This is a genomic window from Capnocytophaga gingivalis ATCC 33624, assembly GCF_000174755.1.
Taxonomy (GTDB): domain Bacteria; phylum Bacteroidota; class Bacteroidia; order Flavobacteriales; family Flavobacteriaceae; genus Capnocytophaga; species Capnocytophaga gingivalis.
The window spans coordinates 68,726-85,152 of sequence record NZ_ACLQ01000021.1 but is presented as its reverse complement, the minus strand read 5'-3'; the positions used below and the strand labels follow the sequence as shown (position 1 = coordinate 85,152).

The 16,427-nt window shown below is 40.6% G+C and carries 14 protein-coding genes; 4 read left to right on the top strand and 10 right to left on the bottom strand.

Annotated elements, in window-relative coordinates:
* On the top strand, positions 1-691 hold a 691-nt coding region (locus CAPGI0001_RS08260; protein ID WP_002668709.1), incomplete at its 5' end, for an FAD-dependent oxidoreductase.
* 75 nt (positions 692-766) lie between these two features.
* Here the strand turns inward: CAPGI0001_RS08260 and CAPGI0001_RS08255 are convergent.
* Together CAPGI0001_RS08255 and CAPGI0001_RS08250 are read right to left on the bottom strand one after the other, a co-directional pair.
* On the bottom strand, positions 767-1,531 hold the full coding sequence (locus tag CAPGI0001_RS08255) for an SH3 domain-containing protein (protein WP_002668781.1): 765 nt from the start codon (positions 1,529-1,531) through the stop codon (positions 767-769).
* 39 nt (positions 1,532-1,570) lie between these two features.
* Entirely contained in the window at positions 1,571-1,864 is a 294-nt protein-coding gene (locus CAPGI0001_RS08250) for a DUF493 domain-containing protein (RefSeq protein WP_002668654.1), read from the bottom strand.
* Positions 1,865-2,128: 264 nt separating this feature from the next.
* Here CAPGI0001_RS08250 and CAPGI0001_RS08245 point away from each other — a divergent pair, with 264 nt between their 5' ends.
* Entirely contained in the window at positions 2,129-3,022 is an 894-nt protein-coding gene (locus CAPGI0001_RS08245; protein WP_002668634.1) for a hypothetical protein, read from the top strand.
* Between the two features lie 480 nt (positions 3,023-3,502).
* On the opposite strand, the gene CAPGI0001_RS08240 is transcribed toward CAPGI0001_RS08245, so the two are convergent.
* Together CAPGI0001_RS08240 and hemH are read right to left on the bottom strand one after the other, a co-directional pair.
* Positions 3,503-5,572: a leucine-rich repeat domain-containing protein gene (locus CAPGI0001_RS08240; RefSeq protein ID WP_002668751.1), complete on the bottom strand. Its 2,070-nt coding sequence runs from the start codon at positions 5,570-5,572 to the stop codon at positions 3,503-3,505.
* A 292-nt stretch (positions 5,573-5,864) separates the two neighbouring features.
* Positions 5,865-6,878 (bottom strand): ferrochelatase, encoded by a 1,014-nt coding sequence (gene hemH, locus CAPGI0001_RS08235; protein WP_002668713.1) that lies wholly within the window; start codon positions 6,876-6,878, stop codon positions 5,865-5,867.
* A 278-nt stretch (positions 6,879-7,156) separates the two neighbouring features.
* Here hemH and CAPGI0001_RS08230 point away from each other — a divergent pair, with 278 nt between their 5' ends.
* Positions 7,157-9,439: a TonB-dependent receptor gene (locus CAPGI0001_RS08230; protein WP_002668632.1), complete on the top strand. Its 2,283-nt coding sequence runs from the start codon at positions 7,157-7,159 to the stop codon at positions 9,437-9,439.
* Between the two features lie 170 nt (positions 9,440-9,609).
* Positions 9,610-10,875, top strand: a complete 1,266-nt coding sequence (locus tag CAPGI0001_RS08225; RefSeq protein ID WP_002668680.1) for an O-acetylhomoserine aminocarboxypropyltransferase/cysteine synthase family protein — start codon at positions 9,610-9,612, stop codon at positions 10,873-10,875.
* 109 nt (positions 10,876-10,984) lie between these two features.
* Here the strand turns inward: CAPGI0001_RS08225 and CAPGI0001_RS08220 are convergent, their stop codons facing one another.
* The 6 genes from CAPGI0001_RS08220 to CAPGI0001_RS08195 form a co-directional block, all read right to left on the bottom strand.
* Entirely contained in the window at positions 10,985-13,123 is a 2,139-nt protein-coding gene (locus CAPGI0001_RS08220; protein ID WP_002668628.1) for a S9 family peptidase, read from the bottom strand.
* A gap of 108 nt (positions 13,124-13,231) precedes the next feature.
* Positions 13,232-13,495, bottom strand: a complete 264-nt coding sequence (rpmA, locus tag CAPGI0001_RS08215; protein WP_002668700.1) for a 50S ribosomal protein L27 — start codon at positions 13,493-13,495, stop codon at positions 13,232-13,234.
* 41 nt (positions 13,496-13,536) lie between these two features.
* Positions 13,537-14,151, bottom strand: a complete 615-nt coding sequence (gene rplU, locus CAPGI0001_RS08210; protein ID WP_002668652.1) for a 50S ribosomal protein L21 — start codon at positions 14,149-14,151, stop codon at positions 13,537-13,539.
* A gap of 93 nt (positions 14,152-14,244) precedes the next feature.
* Positions 14,245-14,502 carry a hypothetical protein gene (locus CAPGI0001_RS08205; protein WP_002668667.1) on the bottom strand — a complete coding sequence of 86 codons (258 nt, stop codon included), beginning with the start codon at positions 14,500-14,502 and terminating at the stop codon, positions 14,245-14,247.
* 36 nt (positions 14,503-14,538) lie between these two features.
* Entirely contained in the window at positions 14,539-15,498 is a 960-nt protein-coding gene (locus CAPGI0001_RS08200) for a ribonucleotide-diphosphate reductase subunit beta (protein WP_002668643.1), read from the bottom strand.
* Positions 15,499-15,538: 40 nt separating this feature from the next.
* Positions 15,539-16,318: a hypothetical protein gene (locus CAPGI0001_RS08195; RefSeq protein ID WP_002668636.1), complete on the bottom strand. Its 780-nt coding sequence runs from the start codon at positions 16,316-16,318 to the stop codon at positions 15,539-15,541.
* Positions 16,319-16,427 lie beyond the last annotated feature (109 nt).

Here is a 16,427-nt window from a genome sequence, read left to right as displayed (position 1 = left end):
AGTGAAGGAAGTCTCTCGTGTAGGGGACTCCGTGATAGTCAAGGCTGATGCTCCTAATGGAGAGCTTGTACTCGAAGGAGATTACTGCCTGGTGGCCACCGGTCGCCGCCCTTATACCGAGGGATTGGGCTTGGAGAAAGCAGGTGTACAGCTCAACTCACGTGGACAGATAGAAGTAAACGAACACTTGCAGACTTCTGCTGCTCATATCTATGCTATAGGTGATGTGATTCGTGGGGCTATGTTGGCTCACAAGGCAGAAGAAGAAGGCGTATATGTAGCCGAACTCTTAGCAGGAGAAAAACCTCACATAAACTACAACCTGATTCCTGGGGCTGTATATACTACCCCTGAGGTAGCGGCTGTAGGAAAGACAGAACAACAGTTGCAGGAGGAAGGTCGTGCTTACAAAGTAGGACAATTCCCAATGCGTGCCTTGGGACGTGCTCGTGCCAGTCAAGAAACGGATGGTTTTGTAAAAGTCTTAGCGGATGCTTCCACTGATGAGATTCTCGGAGTGCACATCCTTGGAGCGCGTGCTTCTGACCTTATCGCCCAGTCGGTAGTGGCTATGGAATACCGTGCCAGTGCGGAGGATATTGCCCGTATCTGTCATGCACACCCTACCTATAGTGAAGCGGTCAAAGAGGCTTGCCTCGATGCTACCGCCAAGAGAGCTATACATATGTAAGTAGTGATTAAATTTTTAATGATCAATGATTAATATATAAGCTATTAATCATTGATCATTATTCATTAATCATTATCATATTTTCCTTAGGCTATGTTTCTTAGCCCAGCCTATACGACCATCGGCGACTTTGAGCTTATACCATTCCTTGAATTGGTCAAGGATTTCTACTTTAGCTCCCTCATGTAGGGAAAATACTTCCTTGCTATAGGTGTTGGGTTGTTCATAGAGCCGCACTTCCTTATCAAAGAGGATGCCGTAGTGATTGCTATGCACATAATGGCTTACGGTGCGACCTAAAAAAAAGCTGGATACAGAACCTAAAAAAGCTACAACCATCAGCGTGAAGAAGATACGCTTGTAGAGGATTTTCTCCAAGAAATAATAACAGAAGAAAAATCCTGCAAAGAGGCACATGCTCACCACAGCCCATACTCCCCAACCATTAGGAGAATTCCAGCGGCTCAGGGCTTCCATGGCGCGCTGTGACCATAGCTTAGGCAAGGGGACTATCTCATCCAAAGCCATCTGCTGGGCATATTTGAGATTGTTCTGTATGGCCTTATCCTCAGGAGAGAGCTCTAGCGCCTTCTCATAATAATAGATACTATGAGCTACATCCTCTGTCTTATAGTACGCATTGGCCAAGTTGTAGTACAGACTTGCTGAGGCTTCCCCTTTGGAGAGAATCCGCCGATAATTGTCTATAGCCTCCTGCCAGTCTCCCCGATTATAGGCACTTCCTGCCTGTGCAAAAAGCTCCGCATTGCTCTGCGCTGAAGCCGACCCAATGCAGATAATGGATAATAGATAATAGGTGATAGATAATAGCTTGCTCATTTTTCTTTAGGTAACAGGTAAACTTTTTTTCACTCTTCACTACAAAGAGATGATTCCTTCTATTTCGCCTGCTTTTTGGTAATAGGCAATTACCTGATCAGGGTCTTGTACCTCAAGGCGTATAGAATAGCTGATATACTTTCCTGTAGATGAAGGCTTTTCTTCTATAGTAGCCTGTGTATCCTTGAAAACAGCTCTTATAGCCTCTCTCTTCTCTTGAGTAGCAGGTAGGATAAACTTATATAGGTATTCGCTGGGGAAGACCGTTGTTTTCTCCAATTCTGATTTGAGTTTCGCATAGAACTCAGCGACTTCTTGTGGATCTTTTTCCATAATTTTTCTTTTACTATTGTTCGCAAAATTACAAAAAAAATCATTTGCTATCATTTTTTTAATATATTTTATGCAATAACGTAGGGGTGAATGATCATTCATCCTCTATAAAAGAATGGTTATTCGCCCTATAAGTGAATGGTTATTTGCTTAAAGTTATCAACTGTTAATGGTGGGGAAAAATAATAAAAAGAGGAAAAATAGCATAAAAATTTGTTTGTTTTTCAATTTTTTTATTATACCTTTGCCCAAAATATAATGATTATGAGTAATACAATTCCATTAAAAGAAAAATTGGATTTCCAACAATACCAATTGGTTATCAATGCTCTTTCTAATATAGGTATAGAAATAGCTATTCCTGAAGATGTAGCTCATGGGCATGAGAATGAGCTTGCTGGAGCTACCTTAGGCGAAAATGAGCAACTCTTTAAGATAGAGTTACCTGTTGTAGCCCCCCTTTTCCTTACAGATAAGAGAGGAGGAGAGCTCGTACTTTTGACTAAAGAAGCCTATGAGAGGTTTTCTCTCAAGGAAAAAGAACTACAGATCCTCTCTACGGAAACCTATGACAAACTCTTACGTAAGGAAAAAGAATTGGAAGAGTTTACCAAAGAAGCTTATAATAAGCTCTCTCTCAAGGAAAAAGAATTAGAAGCAGTGAGCCAAAAGCTCTCTTTCAAGGAAAAAGAATTGGATGTACTCAAGAGAGATCTACAAGAGAATTATGTAGAAAAGAACAGTGTAGAACCTCAAAATACACCTATTACAATAGTTCCCCAAAGTGCACCAGCACCTATGGCTGCTCAGAACACTCCAGAGCCAGTGGTAGCTCAGAGTACTGCCGCCTCTTTGACTACTACCGATCCGCTAAGTGCTACCGATCCCTTTGTGCCTCAGATAGTTATGAAGAACATCACCTTTGAAGAAGTGCCTGAGCACCCAGAATCTACTTCTTCTTATGAGGAATCAACCTCTTCTTATGAGGAATCAACCTCTTCTTACGAGGAATCAACCTCTTCTTACGAGGAATCAACTTCTTCTTATCAGGAACCAGTCGCTCGCACTACACCACTTTACCAAAGTTCCAACGCTCCTGTTTCCCTCCAAGAGGCAGTGGAAAGAGCCAGAAGTATCTTAGAAAAATACAATAAATAATATAACTCAAGTTTCGCAAGTTATTTTTAGAATACAATTAAGATTATAACTATTTATAAATCAATATATTGCAAATAAAACCTCTCCTCACATACTCCGTTCCATGTATTCACGGACTATCCCCTCCAAGAGGGGGAATAAGGGCGTTGAAAAGGCATAAACTGTTTGTCAATACGTAAAATTTTCTCTATAACTCATTGAGAATCATAAACTTTATCATTCCCCCTTTGGAGGGGGATAGGGGGAGGTCTTTGAAAATCAATAAATTATACAACTTACGAAACTTAAATAATATAATTAATGATTAGTGGTTAATAGCAAAAATAAGGCTGTCCGAAAAGGGCAGCCTCTTTTTTAGGCAAACCAAAGTAGCTTTGCCTCGTTCTTTATGCCATTCTGGGTATACTTTTCATTCTTCACTTAAAAAGAAAAAGCCCTCCAACAAGTGGAGAGCCTTTTCACATATGTAATGTCCAAAACCTAATTACATGGGGTTGATTGTACTTTGCTTCTGTAAACAGTTGTTTTAGCTGGACTGTTTAAGTTGATATTTTGCTTAACAGTATCTGCTCTATTGGCAGGTACAGCGATACATTCTATGTGGTTAGGTATATTACTATCTTCTTCAATAGTGATTTGTTCTATGTTAGAAGAATTAACCACATTTATTTTCTTTACTCTATGTGAATTCCTTAGGATAATCTTTTTAAGTCTTGGGGCATTACCTTGAATTACCTCAATAGTACTTCCTGTGGATATTATTTCCTCAAGACTGTCCATACCTATAAGGTTCAGAGTAGTTGGTGTAGAAGTGTATATGGTAAGTTTCTTTACCTTAGAGAAGTATTCTAATCCAGAAAGGTCTCCAACACTACTATCCAATTCTAACGCAGTAGGGAAATCAGCTCTATCTAAGTCTGACTTATAGATTTTTCCTGTAGTATCATTCTTTCCACCAGGGAAGCGTCCACGGAATTCTCGAGTATCCATAATAGCTTGCAATTTCTCAAGAGTAAGGAATCTTAATCGGCTGTCACGAATAGGAACTTCAGGATTACTTCCTCCACTACCGTCTACTTGGTATTTACCTGCTCCTGCATCATTTGTATTTAGAACATTGGCGGTATCTTGATCTTTTACCTTGATACGAGCCACTCCTGAATTATTATTTCCACGCAAGATTTGTATAGCATTTGCATTATTCCTTAAGTTTGCGGTAATCTTTGAAAGATCAAGCTCTCCTTGTAGGTTGTTTCCTATAAGGTTGAGAGCTGTTAGCTTAGGGAAGGTATTCTCGGGGGTAGTGATTCCATTGAGGTTGGTTAAGTTATTTCTTTCAAGATTCAAGGTAACCAACTCTGGCATACCGCTAAGGACAACCTCAGTAAGTTCATTTCCTGTCAAGATAAGATGTTTGAGCTTAGGAAAATTACTTAGAGTGAGCTTAGTCATCTTTGTATTGGCAATGGTAAGGCTCTCTATTTCTGAAAAGTCAGCCAAAGAAACTTGTCCATCTACAAGAACATTTTTTTGTCCATCAGGTGCCTGAATAACCAGAGAGGTAGCTTTTTTGAAATATTCCATTCCCTTGAGAGATTTGATTCCTGGAGTCTCTATTCTTATAGGTTTGTTGAATCTTTCGGCTTCTTTATTAGTGATTTCACCATCTCCATTGCGATCAGGGCGGTTATTATCTGCCAATAGTGCTGCTTTGATAACAGGGTCTAAGTCCAAAATTCGTTCTAATTCTCCTGAAAAAGTATATTTGGTCGTATGCTCAAAGTTGTTCAGAGCTGTTGCTTTTGCTTCATCAGCGACAAATATCTTTTCTATAGAAGTATTACCAGCTACGATTTTTACTTTATCATTGGCAAGATATTTAAGTTCCTTTAGGTTAAGCTCTCCTGAGAGTAGGTTGTTCGTAAGGTTGAGTTTTTTTAGGTGAGTGAGTCCACTTAGATTAACAGTAGTAAGCTTATTGTCATTGGCATCCAAGCTTTCAAGGTTGGTAAAGGCCTCTATTCCTTCTAAGGAAGCGATTTCTTTCCCAGCTACTGAAAATCCTGTTACAGCCTGAGCTTCCGCAGGGCTTATCTTACCATTTTTATTGGCATCAATACCTACAATAGCAAGTAGTGCTGCTTTGAAATTGGCATCTTTTATAACAATCTCACCTTCTGAAGAAGCAGACCATACCCCATTCTTTTTTTCATAAATGGTATTGGTCTTAATGTCAATATAGGAATCTCCATTGTTCCCTTGACTGGGTTTTGCTTTTCCTTGACCAGAAAGCAAGTTTCCATTAAGATTCATAGTCGCGATTCCTGTCCAAGAAGAACCTTTTCTCTTATAAAGAGTCTTGGAAGTAGAATCAAAGTAATAATCTCCTTTTTGTCCCGCAGTAGGAGCACCACTACCAGTGGTTACTTGAGAGATAGAGTTGGGATCACTTCCTCCTCCAAAATCAATTTTGTCCTTATTACAACTCACCGATAGGATAGCAGTGGAGAGTAACGACAAAGCTAATAGGGTGTAAAATCTTTTTCTCATAATCAATTAGTTTTGCTTAACATTACAATATTCATTTTTTACTTTTAATTAGGTTTTTTTCATGGCACAAAAGTAAGCATTTATTTCTAATTGTCAAAACCTTTGCTCTGTAAACGTCCTCAAAAGTAGGTTATAAACGAAGTTATCAACAATCAAAAGGTTGGTTTGTAAAGATTTTATTAACACAGAACCTTTATTATGTATTACATATTAACTGTTTTATTAAGAAAAAGAGGAAAGGAAATACCATTCGTGACTAATTATGCACAACTTGTGTATCTCTGTTAATAACCTATTTATTTTGCCATTTTTCAATCCAAGAAAGGAGGGTTTTTGCCCAGTCTTCTCGGTCATTTAGGCAAGGAATATAGTTGTAGTGTGTTCCACCGTGTTCCAAGTAGGTTTCTCTGCCTTCCATAGCGATCTCCTCCAGAGTCTCCAAGCAGTCAGCTACAAAGGCTGGGGTCACCACTGCCAATCGCTTGATACCTTTTTCAGGAAGAGCGGCCAGGGTGGTATCGGTATAGGGTTGAAGCCAAGGGTCACGCCCTAAGCGCGATTGAAAAGAAGTACCATATTGCGCTGGGGTGAGTTGTAGCTCTCGGGCAATAGACTCGGTTAGGGCAAAGCACTGGTGGCGGTAGCAATATTGGTGAGCAGGGGAGAGGGTGTTGCAGCAAATGTCATTGAGCTGGCAGTGCTCTTTGGTAATATCGCTCTTATAGATATGCCGCTCAGGGACTCCATGATAGGAGAAGAGCAGGTACTCATCCTCCTTGTGGTGTTCCCTAATAGAGGTCGCTAATACCTTTATATATTCAGGATTATTGTAGAAGGGTGGTAGCTCGCTTAGGCACATATCCTTATAGTGCTTGCGAATGATTTTCTCAGCCAATACGGAGATGGTCTCGGTAGTGGACATGGCGTACTGGGGGTATAGAGGGATGAGCAAAAGTTCCCGAACGCCCTGCTTGTAGAGCGATTCTATGGCTGAAGCTATAGAAGGCTTCCCATAGCGCATAGCCATAGCTACGGGGATATCTGTCCCTTGTTGTACCTTCTCTCTTAGGTGTCTTGTATGGACAATCAGCGGAGAACCTTCCGCTGTCCATACCTTGCGATAAGCCTCTGCTGATCGCTTGGGGCGGGTACGTAGGATAATCCCTTTTACCAAGAAAGCACGGCTGAGGTAGGGCAAATCAATCACTCTGGGATCCATAAGAAATTCATTTAAATACGCTCTTACATCCTTCACAGAGGTTGAGTTAGGAGAGCCTAAGTTCACTAAAAGAACACCTTTTGACATTCGTTTGAAATTTGTGACAAAAATACATCATTTTTTTGGATTACACATTAGACAAGACAAAATAAATTATATTCTTACTTTTACGCACTATTCAAAACAAGGGTATAGCTCTATTTCTCTATGAAAAAGAGAAGGTGTAAGGATCTTATTTTATTAAGAGAAAGGCTTTTTCATTGGTTTAGGATAAAATTTATCTTAAAATAAATCTAAATAAAAATATAGATTCAAAGGAAATAATTATTTTTGCGCCGTTTTTAGTTATATTAAAAGTGTTCTTTATGAAAAAGAAAACACAAATGATAGCTAAGCTACTTCTTACAACAATGGTAGCTTTGACTATTCCTCAGGCTAATGCCGCAGATAAGGTTCCCTCTTATAGTATTATGGGACAACAGAAGGAAATCCAAGTAGAAGGGCGTGTAGTCGATGCCCAAGGGAATCCACTTCTTGGGGTGAATGTGCTTGTAAAAGGCTCTCAACGAGGTGTCGCTACGGATAAGGATGGGTATTACACCCTACGTGTGGATGAGAATGCCGTGCTCGTATTCAAGTCTTTAGGCTTTCACACCCAAGAGATTGCACTACAGGGACGTACCGTGCTCAATGTACAGATGAAAGTCTCTCAAGAGGAACTACCTGAGGTAACAGTTACTTCCACGGGGATTAAGCGACAAATCAAGGACTTTGCAGGTACTGTAAATGTCGTTTCTGCTACACAGATTAAAGAATTGGCTATTCCTGCCGTAGGAGATGCTGTTCGCTTTATGCCTGGGGTCAATTATATAGATGAGGACGGACGAGGTCTCAGACCTGGGATAGGGCTTAGAGGAATAGACCCTGCTCGTAATAGCAATACGTTGGTAGTTATCGATGGGAAGATTCCTATTGGACAGAGTTACTCTGACATGGGGGGATACTATATGATGCCTGTGGGGGCTATTGAGAGTATAGAGGTAATCAAAGGGGCTTCTCCAGCTCTCTATGGAAGTGGTAGTATAGGTGGGGTAGTCAATATTATCACCAAAAAAGGTGCCGCTCAGCCTTATACAGGTCTTAATCTCCAGTATGGAAATCATAATGCGCTCAATATAGGAGTGGAAACAGTAGGAAATACCAATGAAGGAGCCATGAACTACTATGCAGGTTTCCATCGTCGCCAAGGAGATGGTTTTAGGAAATCACGTAGTCGCTATGCAGTAAACGATTTTACAGGCAATGCTACGGTGAAAGTAGGGGAGAGAAACGAATGGCGCTTTTTTGTCAATGGATTTACTGAGTATTCTGACACTCCAGGGGGGCTCAGTCAGGCACAATGGGATGCTGATCCTGAGCAATCGGTGAATCCTCATGATTTCTTCGAGGCTAGACGCTTTAGTACAGCTATCTCCTACAAACGTACTTTTGATGAAGATAATTCGCTTACTACCTCCCTCTACGGAAGTTACCTCAAGCGTGATTGGTGGCTCGACAACCGCAATGCTGATGCTACAAAGCGCAAATTTACGTCCGCTTTACGAGATATTCCTTCGGTGGGACTCTTCTCCGACTATGAGCGTACCAATACACTCTTTGGTAAGGAGAACAAACTCTTAGCGGGTATTCGCTTGCATACCGATATCACCCATGAAGTATCTGTGGCAGGTGATAAGATGGGCGAAAAATCAGGGAAAACAACAGCTAACTCAGCCAATACGGTTGCTGTAGTAGAAGGCTATGTATTTGACGAATTCCATATCACTGATAAGTTTAACATCAACCCTGGATTGCGCTACACCTTTGTCAATTACGACAAAGAGGATTACTTCCGCAATCAGTGGGATAATACCAATGAGGATGCTTTCATCTACTCTTTGGGTCTCTTCTATAAGTTTTCTGAAAATTACCGTGCTTATCTTACTTATTCTAAGGGATATAAAATGCCTCAGATACGTATAGCCTTTGAAACCAATGGTGACTTGGACGCAGAAACATCCAATAACTATGAGTTGGGGTTGCGTACCACTCCTACCGATTGGTTAGAAGTAGAATTGGCTGCTTATATTCTGGATTTTGATCACAAAATATTCCGTGAAGGAGGAGTGCTTAACAACGGAGGTAAGGCACTACACCAAGGAATAGAGGTCAGTGGAGCTATCTATCCTATAGAAGGATTGAAACTCTATGGAAGTGGAGCTATCCAAAAAGCAACCATAGAATATGGTATGTACAAGGGAAATCGTGTACCTTATGCCCCTCGCTATACAGCTACCGCCGGTGCTAAGTATCAACTCGAATGTGCAGGAGGTGTGCTTACGCTCAATGGCTATGGCAACTTTGTAAGTACTCAGTTCTCCGATACCAAAAATACAGAAGCAGGTTCAGCTAATGGCAATGTCGGAGCTATTCCTAGGTTCTTCTTGCTCAATGCAACAGCGAACTACAGTATAAAGAAATGGAATGTGAACCTCAATGCGTTGAATCTTCTAAATCGTAAGTACTTTACCACTCGCCATAGTGCTTGGGGAGGTATTATGCCTGCTGCCACCATCAGTGTATTAGCTGGGGTAGGATATCAGTTTTAGACTAAGTTCTTTTTTATAAATTATCAAAGGCTATTCTTCAAAAGAATAGCCTTTTTTAATTTCTATAAATAAAAATTTCTTTTTGATATTGTATATATTAAAAATATTTTCTACCTTTGCGACCTATTTAGAAAATAAAAATATATAACTATATTTTAAAACAGAAAAACATGAGTACATTTAAACAGTCTACTAACGCCCTCCATGCAGGGTATGATCCACAGGCTCACCAAGGAGCTCAGGCGGTGCCTATCTATCAAACTTCCTCTTATGTATTTGAAAATGCAGATGATGCTGCAGGAAGATTCAATCTTTCCGTTCCTGGATATATCTATACAAGACTTAATAATCCTACCAACGATGTCTTAGAACAGCGTTTGGCAGCTGTCGAAGGTGGGGTAGGAGCAGTGGTTACCTCCTCTGGAGCAGCGGCTCTAACGACCACTTTCTTAACCCTCTTGCGTACAGGAGAGCATATCGTATCGTCCAATAGTCTCTATGGAGGTACTTATAACCTACTTAATGTAACACTCCCTCGTCTTGGGATTACCACTACTTTTGTAGATCCTAAGGAAGTGTCCAACTTTGACAAGGCAGTAAAGGACAATACCCGTGTTATTTTTATAGAGACTCTGGGAAATCCTAAGCTGGATGTATTGGATATAGAAGAGATTGCCAAGGTGGCTCAAAAACACCGAATTCCCTTGATAGTAGACAATACGGTTGCTACTCCAGTATTGCTCAATCCGATCAAGTATGGAGCTAATATAGTGGTACATTCTCTTACCAAATATATAGGAGGCAATGGTACTTCTCTCGCAGGAGCAATTATTGATGGAGGTAACTTCGATTGGAGTAGTGGTAAGTTTCCTGAATTTACCGAGCCTTCTGCAGGGTATCACGGATTGGTACTACATGAAGCCTTAGGTAATTTGGCTTTCATTGCTAAGGTGCGTATAGAAGGCTTGCGTGACTTAGGTACTTCACTGAGTCCCTTCAATGCTTTTCAGATCTTGCAGAGCTTAGAAACACTTTCTATTCGTGTAAAGAAGCATAGCGAAAATGCTTTGGTACTGGCTCAGTGGCTCAAAGTACAACCTGAAGTGGCTTGGGTAAATTACCCCGGATTGGCTGATAGTCCTTACAAAGCGTTGGCTGATAAATACTTGCAAGGAGGTCAGAGTGGTTTGGTGACTTTCGGTCTTAAGGGAGGGTTCGAAGCGGCTAAGAAAACGGTGAATAATGTAAAAATATTTTCTCTCTTGGCCAATTTGGGCGATACCAAGTCGCTAATCATACATCCTGCCAGTACTACCCATCAGCAACTTAGTCAGGAGGCACAGGCGCTCACTGGAGTGACTCCGGATCTGATTCGCCTCTCTGTAGGATTGGAGGATATAGAAGATCTACAAAAGGATCTCAAGCAAGCGTTCTGATAACTCTTCTATCCCCAAAGAAGAAATGACAAATGGCAAATAACCGATATTCATCGGTTATTTGCCATTTGTCATTTAAATAAAGTAAAGGTTTGAATTATGAAGAAAATTAGTTTGCGGCATTTACTGGATTTTCTACATTGTTTTTAAGAATGAAATCCAAGATAGTTTTTGTCAAGTGGATAGATTCCCCTCCTCGCACGTTGTGCTCTTGGTTAGGGTATAGCATGGCATGGATTACCTTGCCTTCCTTGATTGCTGCTTGAGAGATGGTAAGCATGTGTTGAGGTACCACAATAGGGTCTATATACCCATGGATATAGAGGATATTGCCCTGTAGGTTCTTGATATAGTTGGTCACAAGGTTGTCTTGGTAACCTTCTGGATTTTCTTCAGGAGTGTCCATGTAGCGTTCGCCATACATAACTTCATAGAATTTCCAGTCGATTACAGCTCCCCCAGCTACAGCAGTGGTGAAGGTGCCAGGGTGACGATACATAAGCGAAGAAGTAAGGAATCCTCCAAAGCTCCAACCATATACAGCCATACGCTTGCTATTGATATAAGGAAGTGATTTTAAGTATTCTACTCCTACCATTTGGTCTTTCATAGCGTAGGTAGCCAGGTTGCGGTGGATGACACTTTCAAAAGCGAATCCGCGATTTTCAGAGCCACGATTGTCCAAAGTGAAGATGATATATTGCTGATTTTGAGCCATAGCAAGCATCCAAGGGTAAGTAGCTGCATTCCACTGATTGATCACTAACTGTGCATGAGGACCTCCATACACATACACCAATACAGGATATTTCTTATTAGGGTCGAAGTCACGTGGTTTTACCATCTTGGCATAGAGAGGGGTGCCATCATCGGCTTTTAGAGTGAGAAACTCTATAGTTCCCAGATCATACTTATCATTAGGATTAGGAGCTTCATAGAAGGTCTTAGAAGTATTTTTGTTGATATCTATCAGGGAGACATTGTATGGGGTAGTTACCGCACTGTGGATATCCAATAAGTAACGTCCTCCATCACTGAGCAATCCTGAGTGAGCTCCTGCTTTGGTAGTGAGTTTTTTGACAGTTCCTTTTCGAATATTTACACTATAGAGGTGTCTCTCACGAGGGTCTTCGCCAGTTCCTTTTATAAATACATTTTCTCCCTTAGCATCGAAACCTAAGACTTCTTCTACCACCCACTTGAAAGAAGTGAGTTGGCGTGATTTGGTAGAGTTGGTCGCACATACATATAGGTTCATGAATCCATCTTTTTCACTAAGCCAGATAAATTCGTTAGGATGGTTAGGGATAAAAATAGCGGCAGTTTCTGGCTCTACCCATTTGGAATTGCTTTCTTTCCAAAGAGTTTGATTTTTCTCTCCTGTCTCACGGTTATAAGTATTTAGGTCGCAGTGATTCTGTCCACGATTTACTTCCGCTAAGAGGATTTGTTTCTCATCAGGAGTCCAAGCCAAGTTGGTTAGGTAATGGGCATCGTGATTGTCTATCTTTAGATAGGAAGTAGTCTTTTTAGCTACATCGAATACCCCCACTTTAGCGATTTCATTCTTTCCTCCTGCCATAGGATACTTTATACTTTTGACAGAGGCAGGGGTGGTATTGATATCTACCAGAGGATAATCAGTTACTTGGCTTACATCTTTCTGATAGAAAGCTATATAGTTTCCGTTAGGAGACCAGAAGATACCTTTCTGAATACCGAACTCATTGCGGTGGATGAACTGTCCGGAGATAATGTTTTCGTCCTTGAAGACAGCAATAGGGAAGCGAGGTTCTTCAGCAGTAGCCAAGAACAAATTGTTGTCTAGAGTATAGGCAACAGCTCTCTGGGTGTGATTGTACTCTGCATTCTGAGCATTCTCAGGCAGGGTAATGGTGAAGAGTGGTTTTTCTATGACATAGTCATAAATGTGAAACTTATTCCCTTCCTCAATGACTACTTGGTTAGCATCTATATAGGAGATGGTAGGGTTACCCTTTAGGGAGTAGGTCTGGGAGAGCTTCTGAAGGTCGATCCCTCCTACTTGGGTGCCTTTTGAGTCAAAGATCGCAAGGTTGTTGTCCTTGTAATACATATAGTTATCAGTGCCTTGTACCCATTGGAGGTAGTTCAAGCGCTTAGCCCACAAGCTCCCATCGTAGGTGGCTTTGTCGGTGGCAATGGTTTGTTTTTGGCAAAAGCCAATCAGTGGCAAACACAATGCTAAGAGGAAACTTATTCTTTTCATCTTTTATAGAATTTTAGTGCTACAAATGTACGTTTTTTTTGTCAATAAAAAAAGCAGTAAGAGATAAATCTTACTGCTTAGAAGTTAAAAAAAGAGTTATATTCCTTCTTATGCCTCTGCCAATGGTTGGATAGAAACATAAGATTTGTTATCTTTTTTCTTTTGGAACTTTACAATTCCGCTAATAGCTGCATGTAGTGTATGGTCTTTACCCATATATACATTTTCTCCAGCTACATGTACTGTTCCTCTTTGGCGAACGATGATGTTACCAGCTATAGCAAGCTGACCACCATATATCTTTACGCCAAGTCGTTTAGAGTGAGATTCTCTACCGTTCTTAGAACTACCGACACCTTTCTTGTGAGCCATATTATTTTAATTTATTTACTTGATATTCAAGCGGTTATACATTATTTTACAATACCTCCGTTGAGTTCGTCTTGCCATTTTTTAAGCTCATCCCATTTGCCATCAGCAGCGAGGCGTGCTTGTTGAGCCCAGGTCTGAGGATCAAGGTGTGCTAAGGTTTTGCTTGCCTCTACCAAAATGGTACGAATCTCTTCTACAGATTTTTTAGACAATTTCTCAAAAGTATCTACTCCAGCTTTTGCCAAAGCTTCAGCAGCTTTAGGACCAATACCTTCTACCTTAGTAAGGTCATCTTTTTGAGATTTTTTAGGTTTGCTTTCTTTTGCAGGAGCCTTTTTTCCTCCAGTAGCAAGGATTTCTTCTACAGAGATTTCAGTGAAAAACTGGCGGTGACCATTTTTTACTTTGTATCCTTTACGTCTTTTCTTTTTGAAAACGAGCACTTTGTCTCCTTTTACATGGCGTAATACTTTGGCTTGCACAGAAGCACCATCTATAGCGGGGGCGCCAAGGGTAATTGCTCCATTTTGGTCTATCAGAAGTACTTTGTCGAAGATTACTTCGCTTCCTTCACTCTCGTCCAAGCGGTGAACAAATATCTTTTGGTCTTTGCTAACTTTGAATTGTTGCCCTGCTATCTCTACAATTGCATACATAATTCGGTTGCTTTTAATTAATTCAATTTTGGGCGCAAAAGTAAGACTTTTTTTATAAATAGCCAAACTTTTTTGCAAGAAAAATTTGTCTTCTTAGGATTTCCACTCGAATCGCTTTTGGGCTTCGGTTTCCCCTACCTTTACTTTGTTGATATGAGTGAAGGTTATCGCGGGGTCTACTTCAGCAAACTGGAGTGCTTTCTTGATACAATAATCTATCTTGTAGGCTACGGCTATACATACACGATGCTTCTTGACCAGTCCCATAGCCATATAGATGTATTCTCCTAAGGTGAAATAATCCGTGTCGATAAGGTGGATTTCCTGATTGATTTCTTTGGTTAGATTCATGGTTTGGTAAAAGATTAGATTTTGTTTGGGTCAGTGTTAGAATAAATCGTTGGCGGTGATACTCTTGTCGTGCTTGGTATAGGCAGTAGGTCGTTTGGCGAAAAAGTCGTCTAATTCATTGACAAAAACCTCCTCCTCGAACCAAAGCATAGGTTTTGCTTCTTCGGCTGTAATACCGAAAGGCTTTCCTAAGTCTAACTGGGTGAGGGCATCGTCCAAGCGGTAACGCATATAGTTAGCCAAATCCTTCTTGGAGAAGAACTCTAATTCTCCTTCTTCGAATATCCAGTCTAACATTTTGTCTTCCAAAAGAATGTACTCGCGGATAAACTCAGTAGCTTCTTTCTTTGCCTTAGTACGAAATTCTGGATTTTCGTCAAAAATAGTCTTAAGGATATAGATACCGGCATTGGCATGTACTTGCTCATCTACGGAAGTCCAAGCGATGATATTGGCTACATTCTTCATATACCCCTTGAAGCGGGTAAAGGAAAGAATAGTGGCAAACTGACTGAATAGGGAAGCGTTCTCTATAATTAAGGTAAAGAAGAGGATACGCTCCATCGCATTTTCACGATTCTTGGCTAAGTATTCTTTCAGTATGGTATTTCTTTCTTTGAAAATAGGTACTTCCAAGAGTGCTTCGAACTCATTGTTGTAGCCCAATACCTCCAATAAGCGTGAATAAGCCTCAGAGTGGCGGAACTCACATTCGGCAAAGGTGGCTCCCAGTCCATTGAACTCAGGCTTAGGAAACACATCATAGAGGTCACCCCAGAATGTTTTTACGGCTACTTCTACTTGTGCAATACCTAAGAGTGCACGCTTTACAGCTTCTTTTTCTACTAAGCTGAGATTGGACTTAAAATCCTGTATATCAGCGGTAAATTCTACTTCCGAATGCACCCAGAATGTTTGGTGCATCATATCCACGAATTTCATTACTTCAGGATACTCAAAAGGCTTGTAATTCTCTCTTTTGTCAAAAATTCCCATCTTTTTTAATTGTTAATTATCAATTGTCTATAGTTCATGGTCAGGCTTTATTAAAGATTGACCATATCATATATATAATACATGCTGCTAAAGCAAGGATAAAGTACCATTTGATGCCCTCAAAAATATTGAAAGATTTTTTCTTAATAAAGAGGGTATCTTCTCTTTTCCCACCAGAGACTCCTGCCTGTGCTTCCATCTCAAGGACGGCCTTTCGGAAAGGTTCTCTGGCTTTGACGATGTCCTCAGGCGCTCCCTTCCACTCATGGCTGTACTGGGCTTTTACACGTTCCCACATGGGGTGACCTGGAGTTACCTCTTCCTTGACATTGCCCTTCTGATAGTAGAAATGTACATTAGAACCATTGGCATCTGAGGTAGCGCTAATCCTTTCATAGTTCTCCGAGTAATGACTCTTGGCCGATGCAATACGAGCGTTGAGATCTATAGTGTTGTCTAAATCAAGGTCGTCAATAATATCTTTGGCCTGTTTTAGGTCTACTCCAGAAGCGTCCTTCAGAGCCTTGACCGCTGCAAGCTTGTACCCTTGGTGGACAAACTCTTGTATTTCTTTTATTTTGCTCTGTGAAATGTATGCCCCCTCAGCTATATGAGAGGAAGGCTGCTCTAGAGAACCTCCTCCTTTGATCCGTTGTAGGCAGACATTCAGATCGCTTTCCTTCCCCTCAGTAATTAGGTTGATAATCTCTGCTGAATCTTTCAGGCTTATCTGAGCTTTGTCCATCAGCTCTTTTACTGCCAAGAGCTTATTCCCTTCACTAATATGTTGTAGGATATGGTCTATTTCGTTTTGTGTCATGGTTAGAAAATATCGGCAAAATTAGGTTATTCAATAGGGTTATGCAAGAGAAAAAAGTAAGAAAGAGCTAAAGACTTATAAACAAAAGACTTATTTTATCAACATTGAA

What these genes read in the sequence shown, in the direction of transcription:
- CAPGI0001_RS08255 (WP_002668781.1), bottom strand. Translation starts at nt 1,531, where the DNA reads ATGAGCAAGCTATTATCTATCACCTATTATCTATTATCCATTATCTGC.
- CAPGI0001_RS08250 (WP_002668654.1), bottom strand. Translation starts at nt 1,864, where the DNA reads ATGGAAAAAGATCCACAAGAAGTCGCTGAGTTCTATGCGAAACTCAAA.
- CAPGI0001_RS08245 (WP_002668634.1), top strand. Translation starts at nt 2,129, where the DNA reads ATGAGTAATACAATTCCATTAAAAGAAAAATTGGATTTCCAACAATAC.
- CAPGI0001_RS08240 (WP_002668751.1), bottom strand. Translation starts at nt 5,572, where the DNA reads ATGAGAAAAAGATTTTACACCCTATTAGCTTTGTCGTTACTCTCCACT.
- hemH (WP_002668713.1), bottom strand. Translation starts at nt 6,878, where the DNA reads ATGTCAAAAGGTGTTCTTTTAGTGAACTTAGGCTCTCCTAACTCAACC.
- CAPGI0001_RS08230 (WP_002668632.1), top strand. Translation starts at nt 7,157, where the DNA reads ATGAAAAAGAAAACACAAATGATAGCTAAGCTACTTCTTACAACAATG.
- CAPGI0001_RS08225 (WP_002668680.1), top strand. Translation starts at nt 9,610, where the DNA reads ATGAGTACATTTAAACAGTCTACTAACGCCCTCCATGCAGGGTATGAT.
- CAPGI0001_RS08220 (WP_002668628.1), bottom strand. Translation starts at nt 13,123, where the DNA reads ATGAAAAGAATAAGTTTCCTCTTAGCATTGTGTTTGCCACTGATTGGC.
- rpmA (WP_002668700.1), bottom strand. Translation starts at nt 13,495, where the DNA reads ATGGCTCACAAGAAAGGTGTCGGTAGTTCTAAGAACGGTAGAGAATCT.
- rplU (WP_002668652.1), bottom strand. Translation starts at nt 14,151, where the DNA reads ATGTATGCAATTGTAGAGATAGCAGGGCAACAATTCAAAGTTAGCAAA.
- CAPGI0001_RS08205 (WP_002668667.1), bottom strand. Translation starts at nt 14,502, where the DNA reads ATGAATCTAACCAAAGAAATCAATCAGGAAATCCACCTTATCGACACG.
- CAPGI0001_RS08200 (WP_002668643.1), bottom strand. Translation starts at nt 15,498, where the DNA reads ATGGGAATTTTTGACAAAAGAGAGAATTACAAGCCTTTTGAGTATCCT.
- CAPGI0001_RS08195 (WP_002668636.1), bottom strand. Translation starts at nt 16,318, where the DNA reads ATGACACAAAACGAAATAGACCATATCCTACAACATATTAGTGAAGGG.